Below are 24,220 nucleotides of genomic sequence, written 5' to 3'. Positions count from 1 at the left end.
CCGGCAACGGATCCCACGGCGACTGGTTCACGAACTGCTGCAGGGCCTGCATGTTCCCGTCCGGCAGCCGCTCGGCCATCGGCTGGATCGACTTAGAGGTCCTAACAAAGGCGTTGGACGTGTCGGTGGGTGATGAGGCAGGTGGCGAGGCCGAGGAAGGCTTCGTGGATATCGTCGCGTCGTTCCCAGCGGATACGGAGTCGGCGGAAGCCGTGGAGCCAGGCGATGGTCCGCTCGACGCCCCAGCGATGGATACCCAGTCCGGATCCGTGTGGGACACCGCGGCGGGCGATCAACGGTTTGACGCCTGTCGCCCAGACCTGACGGCGGTACTTGTCGTGGTCGTAGCCTCGGTCGCCGAGGAGCGCGTCCGGTCGCCTTCGCGGTCGCCCGGCCCTCCCGGCGACAGGCGGAATCTTCGCGAGCAGGGGCATCAGCTGCGTGACGTCGTTGCGGTTGCCGCCGGTCAGCGACACGGCGAGCGGGATGCCCTGCCCGTCGACCAGGATGTGGTGCTTGCTGCCCGACCGTGCTCGGTCGACCGGGCTGGGCCCGCTTTTGGGCCCCGTCGAGCGGCCCGGACATGGGAGGATTCGATCACCGCCCGGGACCAGTCCAGCTGCTTTGCCGCCCGCAGCTTTGTCAGCAGAACGACATGCAGCCGGTCCCACACACCGGCCTCGTTCCACGCGGCCAGGCGCCGCCAGCACGTCATGCCCGATCCGAAGCCAAGCTCCTGGGGCAGGTACTCCCACTGGATGCCGGTATGGAGCACGAACAGGATCCCGCACAGCGCCTGCCGGTCAGGCACCCGCGGACGCCCCGCCACCAGCTTCGGGGCCGGGACCGGTAGCAACGGCTCGATCAACAGCCACAGTTCGTCCGAAACGACCCACGGTCGAGAGTTCCTCTTCCCCACGAACAGACCAACGAGCGGCCAAGCCGACAGTCACACCATCAACGCCTTCTGTTAGGGCCTCTTACGCCGACCGTCCAGCATCAGACCCCGCAGATATCACGCACCCCACCGCCGCTGATCCCGCCGCGGCAACGACCCGAACACATCACCCAGGAACTCCGCCAACTCGCCCCGGAGCCGCTCGACATCCCCCAGTTTCACACCCTGATGATGCCCACCACCAGGCAAGATCACTCAAGGTAACGAAGCACTACTAGGCGAACACAGATGGACGACTGCGGATGCGGCAGCAACTGAGAGGTCGTTGAGTGAGGCTATGTCCGTTTCGTCGTTGTGACGGTGTGTGGGCAGGTCACGCGGTCAGTCGGCTGTTCTGGGTGTGGGGATTGCGAACAGTCCGGGCTCGGTCTCGACGACGAGGCCGGCGCTGGTCAGACGCTTGAGCTTGTTGCGCATGCCGGAGATGTGCGTGGGCTCGGTGCCGGTGGCCAGGGTGCGGCACAGGTCGCGGCAGAGTTGCGGGGCTGCGGCGTCGATGAGCGCGGTGAGGATGTGCTGGTAGATCGGGTTGTCGGGCAGGCCCGGCATCCGGTCGCCGGTGGGCTCGTCGTCGCCGAGGGACAGGATGACTTTGCGGGCGATTGCCAGGTCGGCGCGTTCCGCGTCGAGTTCGGCTCACATTCCCCCCAACAGTGTGGCAAGCTGACTCACTCCACGTCGGCCAACCACTGGTCGATGAGCACCTTGCCGATCGAGTCGACCCGGTAGGGCCCGCCGACAGCGGAGTCCGTAATTCGCGACCGAAGTTCGGCCGCCGTGAACCAACGTGCCTCCACCACCTCCACGTTGTCCACGTCGATCCGGTCGGAAACGGCCTCGGCGCGGAACCCGATCATCATCCCGGATGGGAACGGCCACGACTGGGATCCCTGATAGGTGATCGTCCCCACCTCGACACCGGCCTCTTCGGCGACCTCGCGGCGCACCGCGTCCTCGAGGCTCTCCCCGATCTCGACGAACCCAGCCAGCGTGCTGAAGCGGTCCGGACCGGATCCCGCGTGCCGGCCGAGCAGGCAGCGCCGAGGCGTGCCGGGTAGTTCGACCAGCACAATCACGGCCGGTTCGATCCGCGGGAAGAGCAGCTTTCCGCAGTCCTGACAGGTCCGCAGGTGGCCACCGTTGCTGGGGACGGCCGGACCGCCGCACGCGCCGCAGAACCGCTGATTCCGGTTCCAGTGCAGGATTCCACGGGCATACGCGAGCAGGCCCGCCTCGTCCGGCGTGATGGTGGGAACCATGGCTCGCACCTCCAGCACCGTGTCCGCGGTGGCCAGTTCGACGGCGTTGGACCGGTCGACGCGGGACACGTCGGCTGCGAACACCGCGGCCTCTCCGTCCAGGCCGAGAAACACCTGGTCGTCGGCGGCGTCGAGGATGCCCCGCGCCTCGGCCAGCGGCAGCCGGATGGGCCTGTCGTCGCGGACCAGACAGTGGTCCCGCCACAAGGGAATCACCTGGGTACTGGGGCTCGTCAACAGCCCGGCGACCCACTCCGAGTCGGTACGCCGGCCGCCAACCCGGTCAAGCCCCAAGCCGCTGTAATACAAGGTTCCCCCTAGCCCGTCCTGTCCTGCGCAGATTCCACGATAGTGGGCGTCCACCAACTGGGGTATCGAGCTCGGTCTCGACGACGAGGCCGGCGCTGGTCAGACGCTTGAGCTTGTTGCGCATGCCGGAGATGTGCGTGGGCTCGGTGCCGGTGGCCAGGGTGCGGCACAGGTCGCGGCAGCGTTGCGGGGCTGCGGCGTCGATGAGCGCGGTGAGGATGTGCTGGTAGATCGGGTTGTCGGGCAGGCCCGGCATCCGGTCGCCGGTGGGCTCGTCGTCGCCGAGGGACAGGATGACTTTGCGGGCGATTGCCAGGTCGGCGCGTTCCGCGTCGAGTTCGGCCAGGCGGGCGGTGAGCTGGCTGACCTCGGCGGACAGCTGCTCGGTGATGTCGCCGATCGCCTGTTCCCGGTCGGCGATCCTCTCCAGTGCGGTGCGTGACATCGGCGGGTCCTCCTACGCTCCGCGCCAGGTCGGCGTCGACTCCTTGGTCAGCCTGCGGGACATGTTCGCCGTTATCGCCCAGTACACGCGGGACTCGGCGTTGGCCGGCAGTGCCTCGTAGTCGCGGACCAGGCGACGGTGCAACATCAGGATGCCGTTGACCTGCTCGGATACCCAGCGTTTAGCCTGCGGGACGAACCCGACGTCGTCGGGGCTGCGTTTGACGATCTCCACCTTGATGCCCAGGTCGGCGCCGTGATCGACCACGCTGGACTTGAAGCCCTGGTCGACCAGGGCGGTCTGCACGGTCCCGGCCTGCGCGACCTTGTCCAGCAGCTGCTTGCCGATGGTGTTGTCGTGGACGCAGGCCGCCACCACGACGACCGCGATGATCAGCCCTATGACATCCACGGCCAGGCCACGCTTCCGACCTGGAACCTTCTTATTCGCATCCTTGCCTGTCGTGGCGGCCGGGACGTTCACCGCCGCGTGGTTGCTCTGGGTGTCCATCGACACCAACGACGGATCCTCGGCGCGGCCCGCCGCGGCCCGGACCTGGGCACGCAGGATGTCATGGATCGCCTGGTCGGTGCCGTCCTTGCGCCAGGTCTGGAAGTAGTAGTACGTCGCAGAGCTCGGCGGCAGGTCGTGAGGCAGATAGGCCCACTGACACCCGGTCCGGTTCTGGTAGAAGATCGCGTTCATGATCTCCCGGTACTCGTAGCTGCCGGAATGCCCCGAACTCGACGGATGCGCGCTTCCAGGCCAGCAGGATCGGCTCGATCAGCGACCACTGCGCGTCGGACACGTCACTCGGATACGCCTTGCGCTCACTCACCGCGCCAGCGCACCACCGAGGACGCCTCAACCGCCACCGGTTCCCGAAGACCCCACACGAACGTGCAACGACGAAACGGACATAGCCTCACCCAACGCCCTCTCAATTCCTGGCCGCCCCGGACGGCACTCCGCTGTGGGTCTCCCATGTCGAGCCCGGCTCCACCCCGGACATCACTGCTGCCCGCATCCATGCCTTGCCGGCGCTCTACAAGGCGGCGGCCGAGGGCCTGCCCACCCTGGCAGACAAGGGCTACCTCGGTGCGGGCATCGGCATCGGCATCCCGGTCCGCCGCCCAAAGGGCAAATCCGAACGGGCACTTCACGCCGATACCCGCACCAAGAACATGCTGATCAGAGACCTGCGTGCACTTGGCGAGCGGACCGCCGCCGAACTGAAGGAACGCTGGCGTGCGCTCAAGCACGTCACGCTCAGCCCGAGCCGGATCGGCGACATCGCCCGCGCCGCCCTCGTCCTCAACGGCCATTGGAAATGATCTTTGCTGCAAATTCTCAGTGCCTGGCCGAGCTCCTTGCGGCCCTGCCTCTGATGGGGCGCTCACCAGTCCCAGGAGGCTGCCTCGAAGGTGTCGGGGTCGGTGACCCAGCCCGCGTTGAGGACGAGTCGGGAGGTGCGGTGCAGGGCAAGGAACCCGAACGGTCGGTCGAAGCAGGCGCTGATCTCGCGGGCCCGGAAGGAGTAGCGCGGGACGCCACCGGCCACCGCGCCAAAGGCGGCGACGGCCGCGGAGCGGAAGCCGCGCGCGCCGAACGTCGCCGTCATCGCCTGTGCGGCGGCCTGGATGGCAAGTGGCTTGGCGCTGATGCCGGGAAAGTGGCCTCTTGAGGCGTCCGTCGCCGTGCGCAGGCCGAACAGGTCGGGGTGGTCGAGCAGGTCGTGCTCGGCTGTGATGGTGAACGGCACGGTGGATACGTGAAGCGCGGGTTCGCCGTCGACACTGGGAACGCGAGTCACGGACAGCCCAGGGCCCGGGGTGCCGTAGGGGAGGTGATCGCCTGGGACCATGGCCCGGCGGTTGTGGAGTGTGCCCACGGCGGCAGTCAGTACCTGGCCTGCCGTCGCCTCAGGTGTTCCGAGGTACAGGTGGACGTCGACGCCGTGGGTGCCGATGACTTGGAGTTCGGTGAGGGGGCCGGTTGCCGTGTCCGCGATGCCGACTCGATTCAGGAGACTGGTGGTTCGGTGCAGGCCGGCCAGGTCCCTGTTCCGCCAGGGCCCTGCCTCGGCTTCCATACCGCCTGAGGTGAAGGGCCGGATCCAGTCGGTGCGGAGGGTCAGGGCGCTGGCCAGCACCAGCAGAGTCCCATCGTTCACCGTGACCGGCATCGCGTCGATCTGCCCGTCCGTGCACTTGGCCGCCCAGGCGTCGAGGTGCAACTGGTCGTTGTCGGGGTCGCCGGTGAGCTGCCCGTGCACGTCGGCGGGCAGTTGGTCCAGCCAGGCCGGTTCGAGGGGCAGGGTGCCACAGGTCCACAGTCCCAGGGCCGTGCTCAGACCACGCGTCGCTCCGAGCGTGGAGAGCAGATCTCGGGCTGCCGTTGCGGCGCCGTCCGCCGGGATGCCGAGTGCATCCGAGAGTTCCTGCCGGGCGGGACCTGCGGCTCCGTCGGCAAGGAGGCCGAGCAACGGCCACACCCCGGCTGCGGCGAGAACCGTGCCCTTCTGAGGCAGAGTCGCGGCCCAACGTGCGGTCAGTCCGTTGATGGCTTCGACTGTGCCGTGCCCGACCATGCTTGTCCTTTCGCTGCTCCCGGATCCTCGCGAGAGTAGAGCCGGACGTGCCAACTGGCGAGCGAATTGAACGTCGCGGTCACTGAGAAAACCTCAGTGGTCGGCGTTCAGTTCGACCAGGGTGGTGCCGGGGCGTCGAGATGCCATCTCGCGGGCCTGCGCGGTGGGCAGCACGGTGCTGGCCGTGCCGTGCAGGAGTAGCGCTGGGCAGTGGGAGCCCAGCCATTGGTGCCAGTGGTCGCCAAGCACGCGGGTGTCGGAGTCGATCACGTCCGTGGGGTGAGAGCCGAGCCGCCACCCGTCGTGGTGTGGTCGCAGTCCGTTTTCCAGCGGTCCGTGCGGGCGCGGTCCAGCCCAGCGCGTTGCGTGCACCAGGCTTCCTGGCGATCACTGCGATATCCGGCGTTCTCGCGCTCAACGCCGCCATTGCCACCGTGGGGTTACCGCTGATCGTGGTGCGCACGGAAGGCGTGCCGAACTGGACGGTCGCCGTCATCACCCTCCTCAACGCCCTGCTGGTCATCGCCTTCCAAGTTCCCGCTGCGCGTGGCTCGGAAGACGTCCGCGGTGCGGCGCGAGCCAGTCGCCTCGGTGGACTGTCGGTCGTCGCCTGCTGCGCGTTCCTGCTGATATTCCACAACGGTCTGTCCCTGCCGGTCGCGCTCGGACTGCTGCTCGGCGCCGTCCTGACGATCACTGCCGCAGAGCTGTTCTGCTCCGCCGGCTCGTGGGGGGTCTCACATGCGCTGGCCCCGGACAAGCGGCAGGGTGACTACTTCGCCACGTTCGGGCTGGGGTTCAGCACCGCGCAGGTAGTGGGCCCGCCGCTGGTGACACTTGTGGTCGAGGCGGGCCGACCCGGTTGGACCGGCCTCGCCGTGATCTTTCTTGCCGCCGCCCTCGTCTATCCAGCAGTGGCCCGGTTCGCCGAGCGCCTCACGCATACTGGTAGCTCGCAGCCAGCTCCGTGTGGAACGCCTCAATGACCGGCAGCAGCGCGGCATGATCGGGCACCGTGCCGTAGACCGGCGCCACTTCGGTCGAGGTGCCGTCGCGCCAGCCGCGGCCCGGGGGGTGCCAGTGCTGTGGCAGCGGCAGGCGTCCGCGACCAGCGGCCGGACCTCCTGGTGCCAGACTCGGGTGACGCGCTCTTCCAGGTTCAGCACCAGGTGCTCGCCGTTCCGTCGGGGCCCGCGCGGTGCGGGCTGGCCCGGCGGCCGGCCGGGCGCGGAGTTCTCGTTCCCCTATGTATAGGCGGCGGACGCCCGGGTGGGCCCCGAGTTTCCCAAGAGTGCCCGCCTGCAGCGGCGCCGTGAGCTGGCCGGAGTTCTGCCCGGGGTCGTCGGCCTCGACCAGGTCGGTGCCCTCCACCGGGGTGTCGGCCACCGGGCGGAGCGGACGTCTTCAAGCACGGCGGTTCCGTGGCTCGGATACCTCCGCTGAAACGTTGGTGGCGGGCTCGTTAGAAGGCGGACCCGTGGGTTCGAGGTGAAGCCGAGGGGTGGTTCTCCAAGGGCCGTTTCAGGAGAGCGCGAGCAGAGTTCGCGTAGCGGATCGCTGTCTTCTCATCCAGGCCGAAGTCCTCGGTGAGGTGGTGCGGGTTGGGCCCGTGGACGAGGGCCTCTTCGACCGCGAAATTACGTCATGGGGCCACAGAGCACTCCAAGGAGGAAGAAACCCCTGGCCAGAGGGACGGGGACTCAGCAGGGCTCAGGGGAACTCACGGGATGTCGCACAGGATGGAGTGGCTGGGGTAGCGGTCCGGTGGCCGTATATCAGTTGGTGTCGGCTACGCCGCCTCGTCCTCGGGCTGCTCGTGGACGTGCTTTAGCGCCATACGGGCGGCGACACGGCTGCCGCCGTCCACGGAATCCTAGAAAGGGTGCGTGGACACGGTGATGCTGAGCTCCAGAAGCCGCTTCTGTGGTCACCGGCCCCCACACGGCGACACTGACGGCGATCATCACAAAGGTGAGCCCGGGCGGCCCGGACAACCTCGGCGAGCGGGTCGGGTTCAGTGTCTACGACGGCGGCAAGGACAAGGGCCGTTCCGACGACCGTGTGGGCTTCTCCTGGGACGGTGTGAACCTGCTGCCGGACGGCGACGCCGCTCCCGCAGAGGCCGCCGTCGGCACCTGCATGGCCCCTGCGCCGTACGCCCCGGTGACCAAGGGTGGCTACACGGTCAGGCACGCCGAGCTGCCTCCCGTACCGAAGGGCTGACGTCCGAGGAGGCGCCCAGGCCGGCGCCCTCGGGCGCTACCCTGCCGGCCATGCGCGCTCGGAGGGCCAGCAGCCCAGTCCGCGGCCAGCGCGGACAGGGCGGCGCCGGAGATCGTGACAAAGGCGCGGCGTTCCATCGCTGTTCGCAGAACCCCTCTCCGGGCGGGCACGGACCTGTGGGGTCCGAGCGGGGCCACGTCAGCGGCGGTGCCGGCCGTCTTCCTACGTCTGTGTGACCGCTTCGAGCGGGCTGAGTGCTGCGGCCCGTCGGGCGGGCAGGGTGGCAGCGGCCGTGCCGACGGCGAGGGAGAGCAGGACCACGAGGGCGAGGGTGGGCCAGGGGAGGGAGAAGGAGTACTGGGGGATCGCGCCGTTGGCCAGTCCGCTGACCTTCCACGCCCCGAAGAGTCCGGCGGCCAGCCCGAGCAGGGTGCCGAAGGCGGCGACGTAGATGGCCTCCAGGCGGATCATGCGTCGGATTCCGGCGCGGTCCATGCCGATGGCGCGCAGGACGCCGATCTCACGGGTTCGCTCCGAGACTGACATGGCAAGGGTGTTGACCAGGCCGAGCGCGGAGATCAGTACGCCGATGGCGAGCAGCCCGAACATCAGGGTCAGCAGGTCGCCGGCGACGCCGGCCTGCTCCTGGACGAGCTGGGCGCGGCTTTGGACCTTCAGCAGCGGGCTGTCGCTCACGGCGGCGCGCAGGCGCTTCTCCAGGTCGTTGGAGACCGTGCCGTCGGTGGTGCGGACCAGGATGCGCTGCACGGAATCGCGCAGAAAGGCGTACTTCTGCACGTCGGCGCGGTAGCCGAGGACGTCGTGGGCGGTGGGGTTGTCCTGGTAGACGCCGACGACGGTGTGGGGCTCGTCGCGGTCGCCGGTTCCGGGGCCGATGTTCGCCTTGATCTGCTCGCCGGTGGTGACGTGGTGGTCGCGGGCGAAGCTGTGGGAGACGGCGAGCTTGCTGGGGCCGAGGTCCTTGGCGGAGCCGCTGAGGAAGTGGAGCTTCATCACGTCGTCGACGGTCTTCGGGTCGACCCCGGAGACCGTTTTGACGAGGGGGCCGGCGGAGATGGTGGAGTCCGCCACGGCGGAGGCGGTCCGCACCCCGGGCACGTTGGCGACCCGCTGGACGGCGGCGGAGTCGATGGCGGTGGTGGTGTTGCGGGTGCTGATGACGTAGTCGGCGCTCAGTCCGGCGGCGGCCTGGACATCCAGGGCCTGGTTCGTGGAATGGTTGATGACGGCGAGATCGGAGACCAGCGCCGTACTGATCATCAGGGCGACGGCGGTGGCGGCGGTGCGGCGCGGATCGCGCAGGGTGTTCTCACGGGCGAGGTCGCCCACGACGCCGAAGCCGGTGGTGAGCCGGCCGATCAGGCGGATTACCGGACCGGCGAGCAGCGGGGCCAGCACGATCAGACCGGTCACGAGGATGCCGCATCCGAACATTGCGGTCTGTAGATCGTCGTCGTCGGCACTCGTCGCGTTGCTCAGCGAGAAGAGCAGGCCCGCGCCCAGAACGACCATGATCAGGCCGACCGCGCCGCGGACGCGGGAGACCATGGCGGACGGCGGCTGCTCGGCCGTGCGCATCGCCTCGATGGGAGCGATCCGTGCCGCGCGCCGCGACGGCAGCCAGGCGGCGAGCGCGGTGACGCCGACGCCTACGACGAGCGAGGCGAGGATCGCGGCCGGGCCGATCACCAGCGGCCCGCTGGGCAGCAGGTCGCCGGACGTGTCCAGCACGTTCGGCAGTACCGTGGCCACGCCCAGGCCCAGCACGAAGCCGAGCGCGGACGCGGCGAGACCGACCAGGGCCGCCTCGGCGAGGACCGAGTGGACCACCTGGCGGCGGGTGGCGCCGATCGCCCGAAGCAGCGCGATTTCGCGGGTACGGCGTGTCACGAGCATGGTGAAGGTGTTGATGATGAGGAACGTGCTGATGGACAGCGAGACCACGGCGAAGAGCAGCGGAAGGCGTTCGTAGCTCTTGGTCTTGCCCGCGATGAAAACGGACTGCTGATTGGCCTGGGCGATACCGGTGGTGGCCTCGGCCCGGTCGGCCGGCAGCACGGCACTGACCCGGTTGGCCAGCTCGAACTGGTCGGTGCCCGGTGCGGCGGTCAGGTCGATCCCGTCGTAGTGCCCCGGGGTGGCGAATAGCTTCTGGGCTGTGGTCTTGTCGAACACCGCCAGGGTGCCGCCGGCGTTCACCCGGCTGTCCGTGGTGGACACCAGGCCCACCAGACGTAGTTTGAGGACCGGTCCGTCCGTGGCGAGGGTCACGGTGTCGCCGAGGGAGTAGCCGGCGGCCGCCGCGGTCCCGCGGTCCAGCGCGACCTCAACACTGTCGCGAGGGGCGCGGCCCGACGTGAGCGGGTAGCGGCTGTCTGTGCCGTCGGAACCCGGTATGTAGGAGACGCCGAAACGGCCCAGCATGTTGTCGGCCCGCATCGGTGTGCCGTCCTTGGCGGCCAGGGTGACCGACCCGTTGGCCATCGGGCGGACGGAGGCGACGCCAGCAATGGCGGACAGCTTGCGCACCAGGGCGTCGTCCAGGGCCCCGTACTGCTCGTCGGTGGAGGCGCCCGGAGCGGATTTCGGACTCACGCTCACGGCGATGTCCGCGTAGTTCTTGGACATGGCGGCGCGGTAGGCGGCGGTGGTGGAGTCGGCGAAGACCAGGGAGCCGGAGATGAATGCGACACCGAGACAGACCGCGAGCACGGTCATAGCCAGGCGGGTCTTGTGCGCGAGAACGTTGCGCAGGGCTGTTCGCAGCATGGCGGGCTTTCGAAAGTATGGGAGGGAAACGGCGGGCTGGTGAGGGCGGTCAGCGGGTGTGGCGGTCCTGGGACTCGAACGCGAGCATCCGGTCGAGCACGGCGTCGGCGGTCGGGGTGTGCAACTCGTCCATGAGCCGGCCGTCGGCGAGGAAGACCACGCGGTCGGCGTGGGCTGCGGCGACCGGGTCATGGGTCACCATCACCACGGTCTGGTCCAGTTCCCGCACCGAGTCGCGCAGGAAGCCCAGCACCTCTGCGCTGGAACGGGAGTCGAGATTGCCGGTCGGCTCATCGGCGAACACGATCTCCGGACGGGACACCAGGGCGCGGGCGACGGCGACGCGCTGCTGCTGGCCGCCGGAGAGCTGGGCCGGACGGTGTGCGAGGCGCCCGGCCAGCCCCACGGTGGCGACGACGACGGCCAGCCACTCGGCGTCGGGCTGCCGGCCGGCGAGGCGCAGCGGCAGCGTCATGTTCTCCAGCGCGGTCAAGGTGGGCAGCAGGTTGAAGCCCTGGAAGACGAAGCCGATCTTCTCCCGCCGTAGTTCGGTGAGCTGACGGTCATTCAGGCGCGCAAGTTCGACACCACCGATCCGGGCGGAACCCGAGGTGACCGGGTCAAGGCCCGCCATGCAGTGCATCAGCGTCGACTTGCCGGATCCGGACGGACCCATGACCGCGGTGAACCGTGCCCGCGCGAACTCCACGGACACCGAGTCCAATGCGGTGACCTGAGTCTCGCCCTTCCCGTACACCTTGGTCAGGCCCGTGGCACGGGCGGCCGGTCCGGTGTCAAGGGCACCGGGGGAAACGAACATCTGTGACATGAGGACTCCGCCTGGGGAACGATGGCCCGCGAGCATCCCGCGGGCCAGAGGGGACATTCCCATCCTCAAAGCTCTCACCTGCACAAACATCGCCCCAGAGGCGGTAGTTGTGGTCCGTCGAAGGGCAGAGACGAGCTGCCCGTCCCTGCCCTTCGATAGACCTTCACCGACTTATCTCTGCCTTTGGTCTAACCCGCGGTGTTGGCCGGACCTACGACGGGCGGCACGGCCGGGGCTCCAGGAACGCGGACGGCGCACCTGGCCCACCGAATGAGTCCCTCACGTGGGCCACGCGGGTACGCGGAGTGGTCCGGGGTCAGAGGCGCAGGCCAGCGTGATGCGCCAGGAGGGCCGCCTGCACCCGGCTCGTCGATCCGGTCTTCTCCAGGATCGCGCCCACATGCGTCTTCACCGTGCCGATGCCGATGACCAGCCGTTCCGCGATGTCCTGGTTCGACAACCCCTCACCCAGCATCGCCAGCACCTCCCGCTCGCGCCCGGTGAGCCGGGCGATCCGCTCGTCCTGCAGGGCCACGCCGTCGGCGTCCGAGATGCCGCCGCGCAGCATCCGGGCGATCACCGCTCCGGTGACCCCGGGGGAAAGCACCGCGTCACCGGCCGCCGCCGCCCTGACCGCTCTGATCAGCTCCTGCGGCCCCTCGTCCTTCAGCAGGAACCCCGAGGCTCCGTCCCGCAGCGCCCGCAGCACGTTCTCCTCGTCACCGAAGGTCGTCAGCATCACCACGCGCGGCGCCGGATCGAGCGCGAGCAGCGGCCGGATCGCGGCCAGCCCGTCGCACCTGGGCATCCGGATGTCCACCAGTGCCACATCCGGGTGGTGCGCGGCGGCCTCCTCCACCGCCCGGTGCCCGTTGGCGGCTTCGGCGACCACGTCGATGCCGTCGGCGTGCCGCAGGATCAACCGCACCCCGTGCCGGATCATTGCCTCGTCGTCGGCGAGCAGGACACGGATCGGCCGGGTGGGCTCGGTCATGGGGTCTCCCAGGGTGGGGTGTCCCGTACGGACGGGACGCTGAAACGGTCGATGGAGATGAGGCGTTGTGCAGCGTTGAAGCAGTACCGGGTGATGTCGAAGGCGCCGGGCCGCGGGCCGGGGCCGGCGGCCGGGTAGACGCAGCCCAGCGTGCCAGCGGGCCGCGGCGGTTCGTGCCCGGTGGCCGCAGCGCGCACGGCCGGGCTGTCGAAGACCCCCTTCAACTCCTGGTACGACATCCCCAGACGCGGCTCCACAGGCCGGGCCGAATGCCTGGGCTGGCCGTACACCAGGGCGATCGCGAGCGTCATCAGCACCCACAGCGCCACCGCCCCAAGGGCGAGCGTGAGCGCCCCGGCCGTCCGCGGCTCACGCGACAGCGCCGCCGCGGCGTTGGTCGCGGCCGAAGGAGAAGCCTCCACGCCGCCCCCGGACGGTTTCCAGACGACCTCGTCGTCCGGTTGCGCCGGGATGTCCGCGACCACCTGGAACCCGCCGGGCGGCAGGGCACCGGCCTCAAAGGTGCCGCCGAGCAGTTCGACCCGCTCGCGCAGGCCCGTCAGGCCGCGCCCCGTCCCGGTCTCGGACGGTGTGCCGGCCGAAGCGGGGGACGCACCGTTGCGGACCGTCACCCGCACGGTCCGGTCGTCCTGCTCGACCCGTACAGTGACATGGGCGGCCGATGCGTACCGGTGCACGTTCGTCAGGGCCTCCCGCACCACCCGGTGCACCGCGCGCCGCACCCGCGCCGGGCATGCGTCGAGGTCGGGGCCGCTCCATTCCAGCCGCACGGCGATCCCGCCACCGCGGGACTCCGCGACCAGTGCCTCGACGTCGGCCCGGGTACCGGTGGCGTCGGTGAGCGTGTCCGGGCCGGTGTCCCGACCGAGCGGCCCGAGGACCCCGAGCGCCTGCCGCAGTTCGCGCATCGCCTCCCGGGTGGTCCGCCGGACCAGGACGGCCTCCTCGCGCAGTTCCGGCGCGGCCTGGTCGAGGGCGAGTTCCAGACCGCCGGCGTGCAGCGAGATGAGACTGAGCCGGTGGCCCACCAGGTCGTGCATCTCGGCGGCGATCCGGGACCGCTCGTGGGTGCGGGCCTCGCTGTCGGCGAACCGGCGGGCTTGCTCGGCCGCGTCGCCGCGTTCGCGCAGCGCCCGCAGCAGCCGGGCCTGCTGCCCGTACACCGTACCGACCAAGCCGGGAACGACCACGGCGGTTGCCGCCAGAACCAACCCGAGCTCCAGACCGTAAATGGCCGAGCCGGGGCCGCACGAGGGGCCGGTCGCGGTCCCGGATGCAATGATCAGTAGGCTCGCGCCGCCCAGCAGCCGGACCCGGTGGCGCGGCAGGGCCGTGTCGAGCGCCACTGTGTACGCGGTGGCCGCCGTCGTGGGGCCGACAACGGTCGCTGCCCCGGCAAGCACGGCGAGGACCAGGAGCACGGCCTCGGGCCAGCGCCGCCGCAACGGGAAGAGCACCACGGCGACCGTAACCACGCACAGCTGGAAAACGGGGTGCGGCAGATTCCACAGCCGCTGGGCGACCACGAACAGACACAAGGCGGCGAGGGCCACACCGGCCGTCTCCACGATGTCCCGGCCAGCCCCTCCCGGACGCGCCGGGGTGTCCGGCATGGGGCGGGCGGAACGACGGAAACGGCTGATGAGGGGCACGCCATCCAGTATTGGTCGCCACGGGCGCGCGGGCGTGGGCCTCAGGACCGATCCAGCACTCTGTCTTTCGGTAGAGCCCGGCCCATGCCGTGCCGTGGGCGCAGGGCGGCAACTCCTATGCGTCGGACTACGGTTCGCTCACGCCGCGCCGCCGCCGGGCAGGGGCCACCGCATGACCGATGCGCCCCGCCTCAAACTCGTTCTCACTTCGGCGGACCTCGCAGCGGCGCTGAGGCAGGTCTGGTAGGAGAACGGCGAGCCCTCGTCCAGACAGATGGAAGAGCGAGCAGAGGTTCGGTCCAAGGAGTTCGCGCCTCTCTCGCGGATGTCCGCCTGGCGGATTCGAGAGCGAAAGCAGCCGGTCACCTCAGTTCGCCAGATGCACGCCTACCTGATCGCCTGCGAGGTGCCGGAGACAGCACGGCCCGCCGGGTGGTGGAGCCGAACCCGCGCAGCACCTCCCGCCGGAGCTCCGGGACGTGCTCGCCGCACAGCCAGTCCGCCCAGATCTCCGCCGGGTACGTCTCGGGCCGGTCGGCGTGCAGCCGCTCGGCCACGCGCTCCAGGCCCTCCGCATACGCCGCGGCCTCTATGGTCCGGTGGTGGAAGGTGATGCACGTCTGGAGGTTGTGCTGCTCCATCGTGTGCAGGAGCGCCGCCTGGAGCGCCCCGAGGCGCTGCCCGCGCACCTCCTCGGTGTGCCGGTCCTCGCCCATCAGCCGCTCGGGCGTGACGACCGGTTCCTGGATGTCCGCACCCAGTGATCTGTGTGTGTTGCAGCTGTCTGAGCTGGAGTGCTCAGATAGCTGGTTGTCGTGAGGAGTTTCCGTATTGATGGCTGGTTGTGGCAGTGGATGGCGGTGTGTGGATTTGTGTCTCCGGTTGGTGGGTGTGCGTAGGGAGGGTTTCTGTGGGCTGGGGTTTCGCGGGTTGACTGGGTCATCTTCCGTTCGGGGGGTGGGGTTCCAAGTCGGGTGTGAGGCCTGCCTGTTCCTGCGTGCTCGTTGTCTGAGCCGCTCAGCACAGCCCGGTTTGGCATTCCTCCACCACTCGGGCCTTGTCGACCGCCGTCGCCTCCGCGGTCACCTCCGGCCGTTTCAGGAAGTCGCTGGTCACCGCCGCGGCGACGTGGTTGTCCTGGGCAAGGGTGTGGATCGCGCTGATCTTCTCTTGCGGCGTTACCGGGTTCTCGACCTGGTGGCGGACCCGGCGGCTGGCGTCGTCGGGTCGGCCAGCGGGCTTTGCCGTCGGGCGGGGTGAGGGCCGCGGTGAACTGCTCGTCATCGTTCTCGATGTAGGCCAGGGTGTGGTGGACAGTCCAGGACACCCCTGTCTGGCGGCGGCCGGCCGGCCAGCGCGAAGCCACCCACCGGGCCTACTTCACTGTGCTGAACTTCAGGCCGATGTCCCCGGCCAGCCGCGTCAGGGTTGTGTTCACCGACCACTCCGGATCCCCGGCTGCTGGCCGCCCCGCTGGTGCCGGACTGGCCGTGCCCACCACCTGCAGGAGACCGGCCCGGGGACAGACGTGAGGCCGGGGACTCCAAGTCATAGGAGTTCTCCACGGAAAAGCGGATTGTCGTAGAAGTCAACCCTGTCCGGCGCAAATGTGGGAGTTCTCGCTTCTGTGTCCGGGATGGATCTCAGTCTGGTGTCCGGACCTGGGCGCTGTGGGCCGGGCCGATTCGGGTGCTTCTATGGGGTGTTGAGCAGTGATGGCCAGGCGCTGGTGCTGGACAAGCAGTGAGGATTGGCTGTCACTGGGTGAGGATTACCTGGTCAGGGAACTGAGAGCTCCCAGTGAACCTCGCGCCCGCATTGCCGCGTGGAGAACGGTGGTTGGATCGCGACGCACGACATCCACACCTGCGGGAGTTTGCCGCCGACCGGGAATCCCGGTCGGTAGGCACGATCCGCCTCGTGGGCTGTGCGAGTGTGGAATCTTCGTGTGTCTCGCGAGGGCGGGTCGATTCGACGACTGCGGCGCGCGGTGGGCCGTTCGGGGGAGTTATCCATGGCTGTACGGGTGTTGGGCGGTCGGTACGAGCTGGTCGCGTTCGTCGGGCGGGGCGGCATGGGCGAGGTGTGGGAGGGCCGTGACCGGGTGATCGAGCGCCGTGTCGCGGTCAAGCTGCTGCCGCACGACCGGCGGGACACCTCCGGCGCCGAGTTGCTCTTCCGCGAGGCCCGCACCGCCGGCGGATTGAGCCACGCCGGCGTGGTGACCGTGTTCGACCTCGGGCAGGATCCCGAGGACGGCACCCTCTACCTGGTGATGGAGTACCTCCCCGGGCGGGACCTGGACACCGTGCTGCGCGAGGACGGCCCTCCCGAGCCGGGGACGGCGACGGACTGGGCGGCGCAGACCGCCGCGGCGCTGCACGTCGCCCACGAGGCCGAGGTCGTGCACCGGGACCTGAAGCCGGCGAACCTCATGCTCGGCCCGGACGGCCGAATCAAGATCCTCGACTTCGGCGTCGCCCGGTACATGGAGTCCACGCACAAGTCGAGCAAGGTGATCGGCACGCTCGCCTACATGCCGCCCGAGCGATTCGGCGACCTCCCCGGGGATGCCCGCTCCGACCTGTACTCCCTGGGCTGTGTCCTGCACGAACTCCTCACCGGGCACATTCCCTTCCAGGCCACCGGCCCGGTCGCGATGATGGCCGCCCACCTGCACCGGGAACCCGTGGCACCGAGCGACATCCGACCCGGCGTCCCCGCAGCCCTGGACGACCTCGTCTTGGCACTGCTCGCCAAGAACCCCGACCACCGCCCCTCGACGGCCGCCGAGGTCCACGACAGACTCCGCGAACTCCCCACCCAAACCGCCCCACACGGCGCGTACCCGACCGTCGGCACACCGGCGCACCGGCCGCCCGTCGGCCCCCCGCCGCAGCGGCGGCGCGTCACCCGCCGTACGGCGCTGCGGCTCGGTGTCGCCGCCGCCATCGGCGCGGGCGCAACCACCGCCCTCGCCCTGTTCGACCAGGACCACCTCGACCCGCGGATCCGGTGGCGATACGCCACCGGCGGGGTGGCCTCGTCGCCGGTGGCGGTCGGCGGGGAGCTGTATGTCGGCAGCACGGACAAGAAGGTCTACGCCCTGGACGCGGCCACCGGCACCAAGAAATGGGCCTTCGACACCGGCGGCGAGGTCTCCTCGACGCCGGCGGTTGCCAGCGGGATGGTGTACGTCGGCAGCGCGGACGGGTACATTCACGCCCTGGACAGAATCACCGGGGCCGAGGCGTGGGCCTTCGACACCGGCAACCCGGTGACGAACAGGTCGCTGGCGGCCGACGGCGGGACTGTGTACGGCTGCGACGAGTCCACTGGCGCAACGGGCAGCAAGGTGTACGCCCTGGACGCGGCCACCGGGACCGCGAAATGGGCCGTCGAGCATTGGGCAGCCTCGTCGCCGACGGTTGCCCACGGGCTGGTGTACTTCGGCGACCAAGAACTAACTCGGCTGTACGCCCTGGACGCGGCCACCGGCGCCACGAAATGGACCCTCAAATCCGACGGCACGGTATACGGGATGGCAGTGGCCGACGGGATCCTGTACTTCACCTGCGGCGAAAGCCACGACGGTCCATACGCCCGCGTCAACTCGGTAAGCGCCGTCAATGCGGCGACCGGGGCCTTCCAGTGGAACACCGATCAAGTGGGCCCGCTCTTCACGACACCAGCGGTCGCCAACAGGGTGGTATACGTCAACGGCAGAAGGGGGGACGGGAAGATCTACGCCCTGAACGCGAACGGCACCAGAAAGTGGGTCTTCGGCACCGGCGGCAAGTACTCCTCGTCGCCGACGCTTGCCGGCGGGGTGGTGTACGTCGGCAGCGACGAAAAGGTGTACGCCCTGGACGCGACGACCGGGGCCGAGAAATGGGTGCTCGACACCGGCGGCAAGGTCTCCTCGACGCCAGCGGTCGCTGACGGGGTGGTGTACGTCAGCCGCGACAAGTATGTGTACGCCCTGGACGCGGCCAACGAGGCGAACCAGGCATAGCCCCCTGCCGGGAACGACGGGCCGGGCCGAGGAGATCTTCGAGGAGAGCACCCGACTGTTGGCCAGCCGCTCGCTGGCCCGAGCAGTGGCAGGACCACCGGATCCGCTGCCGCACGGGTGGCCGACCCTGAAGCGGGTGGCCGGAGCGATGTATCGCGGTGGCCGGAGAGACCTTCACGCGGGCTCAACCCAGACCTCGAAGTCAAGTCCGCCGATCTCCAGCTGAAGCCCGATGTCGCCCCGGGGTGCTTGAAGCGCGGCGACATGGCCGATCAGGGAGTTGGACGCCAGAAGTTCCACGATCAGGTCCCGGACGCCTTCACAGCTCGGTCCCGTCGTCGGCGTGATCCCCAGGTCCGTGGCATCCATCCCGGCCTCCAACTCGTCTCCTGGCCCGTTCAACGACAGCCAGCCGCATGGGTTAGGGGCTCTGTCCAGCCGCGGCGGCCGTGAGGACCAGTTCTCGTCCAGGCTGTTCGGATGCTTGACCAGTGTGGATTCCTTGAGGTGGACGACCGACCCGCTCCAGCGGACCAGTTCGTCCACCCCGCCCAGCAGACCTCGGGGCAGGGACGATTTTTGAAACCGGCCTTCCTCCTGCTCACAAGACGCCGTCTGGAGCCCCAGGCCGCGCTGCCGCTTTTCGTAGTTGGTCGGCGCGACGCCAGGAGGCCGGTCAGCGCTTACACGCAGAAGGCCTACCAGCGACGGAACCCCCATACCGGGGTGGGCCTCTTTGCAGGTCCGGTTCTGTAAGGGGCGTGTCACAGCCGGGTCGATCGCCTGAGGGACGGCCTGGCATCACCTGATACTCGGATCCTCGCCGTCGGATAACCGCAGGACCAGGAGCAGAGTTGGCCAGCAGCACGCAGGGCACTCCGTTAGCGGAGCCGGAGCGAATCAGAAGCCTGCAGGTGTCCGTCAGGCAGGACGAACGCGACCTCGCTTGGAAAAGGCGGCGCGCCCGACAGTGCGGGACAGCGCTGGCTCTGGCTGCTGTGTCCATCCCGGGACTCGTGGCCTGGACAGCCGTGCAAGCCGGTCACCATAAGGCCCTGGTCGCCGGGAACGCCGCCCTGGCGACGGTGCTGGTTTTCTCGGTGCTGACTCTGCTCGTGGCGTCCGTTGATCACCTTGTGAAAGCGCACAACTTTCTGGAACTCGGCCCTTCCATGGTGCCCGACCGGTACGACCACAGCCGTACCAAGATGCAGGAGCGTCTGGAGACAAACCGGGAGGCCCTTCGGCTGCTGAGCGCCTTGTCGCAGGCCCCTTTGAGGGAGCGCAGAGGGTTGTACCGCGAGGATGCGGCTGAGGTCATCGCGCAGTACCAGACCGAGAGCCGGAAGTACCGGCGGGTTCACAACGGCCTTCAAAACCTGGTGATGATCGGTTCCACCGCGATGACGACGATTGCCGCACTGGAGGCGAAAAACTGGAACTGGCAGAACATCACTGTGGTCTGTCTCGGGTTTAGTGTGACCGTCGCCACCGCGTTCAGCGGGTACTACAAGTACCGGGAGCGCAGCTACTTCTTGCGCCAGACTGCTGACGCCATCGAGGAGGAGACGAACGCGCTGGCATTGGGCGTCGGGGAGTACCGTCATTTCACTCAGGACCAGGGGGACGAGGCGCTAGCTGTGTTCACGCAGCGGGTAGAGGCCCTTCGCAACGAGCAGCGGCGACGTGAGCAACAACTTGACCAGCCGGCAGACCAGGCAGCTCCGCTAAGCCCTCCTCCCGCCTGAGCGTGTGGGGATCGGCAATCTGGTGCGCCGCTCCTGTTGCGCGATTACCAGCGCATGCCGAGTTGGTCGAGGTCGGTTCGGCGTTGTTGGGGGAGTTTCGCGGCGCGTTTGCGGACGTTGTCGAGCCAGGTGCCGAGCTTGACCACCACGACCCCGTCAGTACCGCCCTGACGGCCTGCCGGGCCGTCTTCCGTCTCCAGGTGCGCGGCGTGCTTGCGGGGGACTCTCAGGTGTCCTTCACGGGTGTGGAACTGCCGTGCTGCTGCGAGGTTGGCTGCCCACTTCGTGTCCTGTGTCTGCTTCACCGGCCGTTCGTCCTCCTCGGCCGGTGCGAGCTTGAGGGTGTTCTCCAGGATCCACTGCTGTACGGGCAGCAGCTGCTCCCACCCGAACCGCTGCGCCGTGACCCAGCGTCCGAGGTCTTCGCCCTGGACGACGACGTCGCCCACGGTCTCCGGGAGGTGGCCGCCGGCCTGGACGTGGTTGTGGACAAGCCGGTAGCAGCGCTGCCACCCGGTGTCCCAGACTGGGCACCACCCCGGATCGATCGCGTCCAACTCATCCTGCCGCGCCTGGTTCATCGCGCCGGCCGACGAGGGAACGGGGAGGCCGGCCGCACGGAGCTCCTCGTTCTCGCGCGCCCTGCGCGCTGCCGCGCGGGCGTTCTTCGCCCACACCCCGATCGGATGCCCCTTCCACGTTGCGGTGGTCGGTGGGAGGAAGTGGCCGTGCACCGCGGCGTATTCCTTGGCGACGGCGATCCCGTCCGCCCAGGCCGCGTCCTGCTCGGACCACACCATCCCGAGCTTCTCCAGCTCGCCGACGCGTCCGGCTTCCAGCGTCCCGGCCGTGTAGGCGCGGCGCTGGTCGGCGATCCATTGCCCGAGCGGATACCCGCCGACCCCGCCCCAGCCCTCGGGCGTGACGACGGTGTACGGCACCCGCAGCACGGGGTTCCCGGTCTCGCGCAGCCACCGCCCAGCCGCCTCGATCCCGCGCCGCCAGTACGCCCCTTCCGGGTCGATGACCCGCAGCCGCACGAACCGGGCCAGCACGGCCGGGTCGCGTTCCTCGCTGAACCGCAGCACCCCCGCCCCGTCTCCGTCCTCTGGGACGTCCCCGGCGTCGATGTCGTCGTGCTCCTGGTCCTGGTCGTCGGTGTCCTCCCGGCCGCTGCGGATGCGAGGGTCGGCCAGTGCCTCGATGGTGTCCGTGTCGTGCGCCCGCAGCGCCCCGAGGACCTTCGAGAGGGTCTTGTAGGCGTCCGACGTCACCATTTCATCGCCGCTTTCGCCCGGCCCGAGGAATACCGGCACGATCAAAGTGGCGAGTTTCCCGCGCCCGGGACGGGTCCGCAGGGCGCGCCCGACCATTTGCACGATGTCGACCATCGACCCACGCGTGTCCGCGAAAAGCACCGCGTCGCACTCCGCTGTATCCACCCCTTCCCCGAGTACCTTCACTGGGAGTTCTCGCTTCCGTGTCCGAGATGGTTCTCAGTCTGGTGTCCGGCCTTGGGCGCTGTGGGGCGGGCCGATTCGGGTTCTTCTATGAGGTGTTGAGCAGTGATGGCCAGGCGCTGGTGCTGGACAAGCAGTGAGGATTGGCTGGTCACTGGGTGAGGATTACCTGGTCAGGGAAGTGAGAGCTCCCAATTCGGGAACCGAGCGTGACACATGAGAGTTGATCGCCCGCGCGGTTACGAGCAGTACGGACCGTAGTCACGGGGGCCGGTTCCGCCGGAGTGGTCCCGGGCCCCCTGGCCCGGCGATACCGTGGTGAGCAACGCCAGTTCTGCCCCCTGGAGCCCTCGATGAGCGAACAGCCGGCCCCCGCCGCCCGGCAGCTGGAGCCCGCGGCCGCCGACGCCGTCCGCGCGTACGCGGCCAAGACCCGCGCCGACGCCGACCGGTTTGCCGCCGTCCTTGAGGACATCGCCACCAACGGCCTGCCCGACCCCGAGCAGTGCACCCCCTGGGAGGAGCTGCGCGAGGCCCACCTCGCCCGCCTCGCCTCCCAGCGCCCGGCCGTCGCCTGATGCCCCCGCAGCACAGCCGGCGCCGCGCCCGGATCGCGTTCACCGACTCCGCCGCCAAGCAGCTGGAGAACATCACCAGCGAGGCGGAGATCCACGCCCTGGACCGCGCCCTGGTCGTCGTCTCCGTCGATCCCGAGGTCGGCGAGCCGATCCCCGGCAGCGCCGCTGGCCCCCAGTTGCGTGAGTACGCCGACGAGGTCGAGCGCGTGCGCTTGTTGTACTGGGTGACGGCTTTGCGGACCGTGGTCGTGGTCGCCTACCTCGAGGTCTGACCCGCGACGTCCTGGACCAGGCCGACCGGTCAGGGCGGTGTTCACTGGTAGCCGAGACCGGCCCGGGGCCGTGCTGTCCGCGCCCCGCCGCCAGCCGTTCTTCAGGAATCAGGAGTCCTTGACCTTGCCCAGTGTCAGGGTGATCGGCCCGTCCACGTCCGGCTGCAGGTACACCTTCTTCGAACTCACCGTCCAGAGCTGGATGTCGCTCATCCCGTCGGGTTCGGGTTCCAGATACACGAAGTTCGAGGGGGTGGGATCCCAGGTGCCGCCGAAGTCGCCGAGAGGGGCGGTACCCCCATCGATCTCCACATCGTCCTGGGAAAAGCCGACGGCGGAGAACCGACCGCCCGCCTCCAAGCGGATCTCCGCACCCGTGTCGTCATTCCGGTACACCCCGGGCAGGTCGCCCGGGTCGACATGGACCGGGCCCAGACCCACACACCCCGATACGAGAACCGTCATCAGTGCGACCAGCACAGCGACGAAGCCGCTCCTCCCCATCCCTCGTGCCGTCTTCATGTCGACCTGCGTGTCCACACACTTCTCCCCCCGGATCAGGCAGCGGGATCGCCACCCCCACAACCCATTTGAACACGCTCAAAAAATCGGTGTGCAACTGGCCCTGGCACGGCTCCGTGGGGTTGAGCGGCGCGGGTCCCGCGTCGTTCTGGCTGGGGAAGGTGGCCGATCATGTCCCTGTGGGCGCTGTACGGCCGTCTGCGGCGCCCTGTCGCCCTCCCGGCTCCCGAGAGACAATCAAGGCCCAGAAAGGCGCTCACAGCGGCGCACAGCGCTTCGAGCGGTGGTGAAGCACCCTGCCCCTCGGCAACGGCTCCACGACGGGCGCCATGCTCTCCTCCTCGGACGCCGCCTCTCGCTGCTCCCGGCCCGAGCTCCGCCTCGGGGGGAAGGAGATTCAACCCGCACACCGGCGGCTGTCACCGGCCGGGTGCAGCGTCTCGTGCTGCTCGGCCACCGACGTCCTGCTGCTCCTGGCGGTGAAGTGGGAGTTCTCGCTTTCGTGTCCGGGTTGGTTCTCAGTCTGGTGTCCGCCCTTGGGGGCTGTGGGCCGGGCCGATTCGGGTGCTTCTACGGGGTGTTGAGCAGTGATGGCCGGGCGCTGCTGCTGGACAAGCAGTGAGGATTGGCTGGTCATTGAGTGAGGAATACCTGGTCAGCGGGGCGGGAGTTCCAAGATGGGTGGCCGGCATCGGCTGGTCACGGGTGTCCCGGCTGCTTGACGTCGCCCACGCCCTGGGGCCATCCAGGCCGCAGGAGTCCTGCATGTGAGACACCGACGTGTCGACCCGCGGCCGTGCTCGACTGCGGGCCTGTCCCAGCGCGCCCTGATTGCCGTCTCCGCGCGTTCCGGCGACGTCGCCGACCTGATGATGCGCTCACCGCCTCTCCAAGCTCGCTCACAGCGGCCTTCAGGCCCTTGACCCGGCCGCCGTGCACGTGGTGGTCCGCCAAGCCGTCCGCGACATCCGCACCGCCCCGCCTCCGGACGAACCGCCGGCGGACCCGCGGTCGCCGCCTCGCTCCAGGCCGTCGACGGCCTCGCCGCCCACCGCTACGCCCGCACTCCTCAGACCGCCGCGCGCTCCACGGCACTGTCCTTTGACCTTCCTGATTGAATTTGAGCAGGTGTGCGTGCTGATTCCACAAAGGAGCCTGGTTGGATTTTGACGCATGCTCAGAGCGCGGAATGGCGGAGCCTTGGAGAGTTTTCCAGATTGATTTGCCGTCATTATTCGGATTCAACGAGGTGAGGTTTTCGAGGGACGAGGCGGGCACCAGGTGGTGCGCGCTGAGTCCTAAAGCCAGCCCGCTACAAGAATGACGCACGCCGGTTTTGGGGCAGTTATGGGGTTCGAGGGGTGCGGGGCCTGATTGCGAGTCAAGGTTCGGCTACCCCTGCGATTCGGGACGAGAGCACCCCTTCCGCAGCCAGCAGCCCGCATAGCGGGCCGACTACCAGGCACGGAGTGGCTGGTAGTGATCCGCCCTGGCGGATCGTCATGGTTGGCGCGGAGCGCCGACCATGACCCTGTGCCACGGAGTGGCACAGCAA

Annotated in this window: 23 protein-coding genes and 2 pseudogenes; 8 read left to right on the top strand and 17 right to left on the bottom strand. The window is 68.9% G+C overall.

The features are described 5' to 3' along the window. The 6 genes and pseudogenes from ACFVH0_RS38905 to ACFVH0_RS38880 all read right to left on the bottom strand — a co-directional run. Positions 1–94, bottom strand: a pseudogene (locus tag ACFVH0_RS38905) (transposase); the annotation flags it as partial. Positions 95–101: 7 nt separating this feature from the next. Beyond that, a protein-coding gene (locus ACFVH0_RS38900; protein ID WP_385828152.1) for an IS5 family transposase occupies positions 102–919 on the bottom strand; the annotation gives its coding sequence in 2 pieces (ribosomal slippage) (positions 102–587 and positions 590–919; 816 coding nt in all). Between the two features lie 360 nt (positions 920–1,279). After that, positions 1,280–1,507 (bottom strand): hypothetical protein, encoded by a 228-nt coding sequence (locus ACFVH0_RS38895; RefSeq protein WP_385828151.1) that lies wholly within the window; start codon positions 1,505–1,507, stop codon positions 1,280–1,282. Between the two features lie 119 nt (positions 1,508–1,626). Beyond that, positions 1,627–2,580 (bottom strand): NAD(+) diphosphatase, encoded by a 954-nt coding sequence (gene nudC, locus ACFVH0_RS38890; RefSeq protein WP_351265290.1) that lies wholly within the window; start codon positions 2,578–2,580, stop codon positions 1,627–1,629. Then, positions 2,501–2,971, bottom strand: a complete 471-nt coding sequence (locus ACFVH0_RS38885; protein WP_351265287.1) for a hypothetical protein — start codon at positions 2,969–2,971, stop codon at positions 2,501–2,503. Before ACFVH0_RS38885 ends, nudC begins: the two co-directional genes overlap by 80 nt. Positions 2,972–2,983: 12 nt before the next feature. Further along, positions 2,984–3,809: pseudogene (locus ACFVH0_RS38880) on the bottom strand (IS5 family transposase). A gap of 109 nt (positions 3,810–3,918) precedes the next feature. Between ACFVH0_RS38880 and ACFVH0_RS38875 the strand changes: the two are divergent. Continuing rightward, a complete protein-coding gene (locus ACFVH0_RS38875) occupies positions 3,919–4,305 on the top strand; it encodes a transposase family protein (protein ID WP_385828154.1) in 387 nt (128 codons plus the stop codon). A gap of 62 nt (positions 4,306–4,367) precedes the next feature. Here ACFVH0_RS38875 and ACFVH0_RS38870 read toward each other — a convergent pair whose 3' ends face one another. Then, positions 4,368–5,561, bottom strand: coding sequence for a serpin family protein (locus tag ACFVH0_RS38870; protein WP_385828150.1), 1,194 nt, complete (start codon positions 5,559–5,561; stop codon positions 4,368–4,370). Between the two features lie 93 nt (positions 5,562–5,654). Beyond that, positions 5,655–5,831 (bottom strand): alpha/beta fold hydrolase, encoded by a 177-nt coding sequence (locus ACFVH0_RS38865; RefSeq protein WP_385828149.1) that lies wholly within the window; start codon positions 5,829–5,831, stop codon positions 5,655–5,657. A 92-nt stretch (positions 5,832–5,923) separates the two neighbouring features. Between ACFVH0_RS38865 and ACFVH0_RS38860 the strand changes: the two genes are divergently transcribed. Both ACFVH0_RS38860 and ACFVH0_RS38855 read left to right on the top strand, forming a co-directional pair. Continuing rightward, the gene (locus tag ACFVH0_RS38860; RefSeq protein WP_385828148.1) at positions 5,924–6,547 is read left to right on the top strand and encodes a hypothetical protein; all 624 of its coding nucleotides are present in this window, start codon (positions 5,924–5,926) and stop codon (positions 6,545–6,547) included. Positions 6,548–7,532: 985 nt separating this feature from the next. Then, positions 7,533–7,784, top strand: a complete 252-nt coding sequence (locus tag ACFVH0_RS38855) for a hypothetical protein (RefSeq protein ID WP_385828147.1) — start codon at positions 7,533–7,535, stop codon at positions 7,782–7,784. A 222-nt stretch (positions 7,785–8,006) separates the two neighbouring features. On the opposite strand, the gene ACFVH0_RS38850 is transcribed toward ACFVH0_RS38855, so the two are convergent. The 5 genes from ACFVH0_RS38850 to ACFVH0_RS38830 form a co-directional block, all read right to left on the bottom strand. Continuing rightward, the gene (locus tag ACFVH0_RS38850) at positions 8,007–10,574 is read right to left on the bottom strand and encodes an ABC transporter permease (protein ID WP_385828146.1); all 2,568 of its coding nucleotides are present in this window, start codon (positions 10,572–10,574) and stop codon (positions 8,007–8,009) included. Positions 10,575–10,623: 49 nt separating this feature from the next. Beyond that, positions 10,624–11,403, bottom strand: coding sequence for an ABC transporter ATP-binding protein (locus ACFVH0_RS38845; protein ID WP_385828145.1), 780 nt, complete (start codon positions 11,401–11,403; stop codon positions 10,624–10,626). Between the two features lie 316 nt (positions 11,404–11,719). After that, entirely contained in the window at positions 11,720–12,397 is a 678-nt protein-coding gene (locus ACFVH0_RS38840) for a response regulator (protein ID WP_385828144.1), read from the bottom strand. After that, the gene (locus ACFVH0_RS38835) at positions 12,394–14,070 is read right to left on the bottom strand and encodes a sensor histidine kinase (RefSeq protein WP_385828143.1); all 1,677 of its coding nucleotides are present in this window, start codon (positions 14,068–14,070) and stop codon (positions 12,394–12,396) included. The genes ACFVH0_RS38840 and ACFVH0_RS38835 overlap by 4 nt, the downstream gene beginning before the upstream one ends. Positions 14,071–14,432: 362 nt before the next feature. Further along, positions 14,433–14,711 carry a hypothetical protein gene (locus ACFVH0_RS38830; RefSeq protein ID WP_385828142.1) on the bottom strand — a complete coding sequence of 93 codons (279 nt, stop codon included), beginning with the start codon at positions 14,709–14,711 and terminating at the stop codon, positions 14,433–14,435. Here ACFVH0_RS38830 and ACFVH0_RS38825 point away from each other — a divergent pair. After that, positions 14,700–14,834 carry a hypothetical protein gene (locus ACFVH0_RS38825; protein WP_385828141.1) on the top strand — a complete coding sequence of 45 codons (135 nt, stop codon included), beginning with the start codon at positions 14,700–14,702 and terminating at the stop codon, positions 14,832–14,834. The two genes, ACFVH0_RS38830 and ACFVH0_RS38825, sit on opposite strands and share 12 nt — an antisense overlap. Before the next feature lie 253 nt (positions 14,835–15,087). Here ACFVH0_RS38825 and ACFVH0_RS38820 read toward each other — a convergent pair whose 3' ends face one another. Further along, positions 15,088–15,354, bottom strand: a complete 267-nt coding sequence (locus tag ACFVH0_RS38820) for a DUF6192 family protein (RefSeq protein WP_385828140.1) — start codon at positions 15,352–15,354, stop codon at positions 15,088–15,090. Positions 15,355–16,084: 730 nt separating this feature from the next. On the opposite strand from ACFVH0_RS38820, the gene ACFVH0_RS38815 reads away from it, so the two are divergent. Then, the gene (locus ACFVH0_RS38815) at positions 16,085–18,085 is read left to right on the top strand and encodes a PQQ-binding-like beta-propeller repeat protein (RefSeq protein WP_385828139.1); all 2,001 of its coding nucleotides are present in this window, start codon (positions 16,085–16,087) and stop codon (positions 18,083–18,085) included. 174 nt (positions 18,086–18,259) lie between these two features. Here the strand turns inward: ACFVH0_RS38815 and ACFVH0_RS38810 are convergent, their stop codons facing one another. Further along, a complete protein-coding gene (locus ACFVH0_RS38810) occupies positions 18,260–18,631 on the bottom strand; it encodes a hypothetical protein (protein WP_385828138.1) in 372 nt (123 codons plus the stop codon). A 308-nt stretch (positions 18,632–18,939) separates the two neighbouring features. On the opposite strand from ACFVH0_RS38810, the gene ACFVH0_RS38805 reads away from it, so the two are divergent. Then, the gene (locus ACFVH0_RS38805) at positions 18,940–19,833 is read left to right on the top strand and encodes a DUF4231 domain-containing protein (RefSeq protein ID WP_385828137.1); all 894 of its coding nucleotides are present in this window, start codon (positions 18,940–18,942) and stop codon (positions 19,831–19,833) included. Positions 19,834–19,877: 44 nt separating this feature from the next. Here ACFVH0_RS38805 and ACFVH0_RS38800 read toward each other — a convergent pair whose 3' ends face one another. Continuing rightward, a complete protein-coding gene (locus ACFVH0_RS38800) occupies positions 19,878–21,149 on the bottom strand; it encodes a helicase associated domain-containing protein (protein ID WP_385828153.1) in 1,272 nt (423 codons plus the stop codon). Between the two features lie 497 nt (positions 21,150–21,646). Between ACFVH0_RS38800 and ACFVH0_RS38795 the strand changes: the two genes are divergently transcribed. Together ACFVH0_RS38795 and ACFVH0_RS38790 are read left to right on the top strand one after the other, a co-directional pair. Then, entirely contained in the window at positions 21,647–21,871 is a 225-nt protein-coding gene (locus ACFVH0_RS38795) for a hypothetical protein (RefSeq protein WP_306313500.1), read from the top strand. Further along, positions 21,871–22,143, top strand: coding sequence for a hypothetical protein (locus ACFVH0_RS38790; RefSeq protein ID WP_351267394.1), 273 nt, complete (start codon positions 21,871–21,873; stop codon positions 22,141–22,143). The genes ACFVH0_RS38795 and ACFVH0_RS38790 overlap by 1 nt, the downstream gene beginning before the upstream one ends. 108 nt (positions 22,144–22,251) lie before the next feature. On the opposite strand, the gene ACFVH0_RS38785 is transcribed toward ACFVH0_RS38790, so the two are convergent. Further along, entirely contained in the window at positions 22,252–22,683 is a 432-nt protein-coding gene (locus ACFVH0_RS38785) for a hypothetical protein (RefSeq protein WP_351267393.1), read from the bottom strand. Positions 22,684–24,220 lie beyond the last annotated feature (1,537 nt).

Source organism: Streptomyces sp. NPDC127117 (assembly GCF_042677325.1).
GTDB lineage: Bacteria > Actinomycetota > Actinomycetes > Streptomycetales > Streptomycetaceae > Streptomyces.
This window is presented reverse-complemented; position numbering and strand designations above follow the sequence as displayed.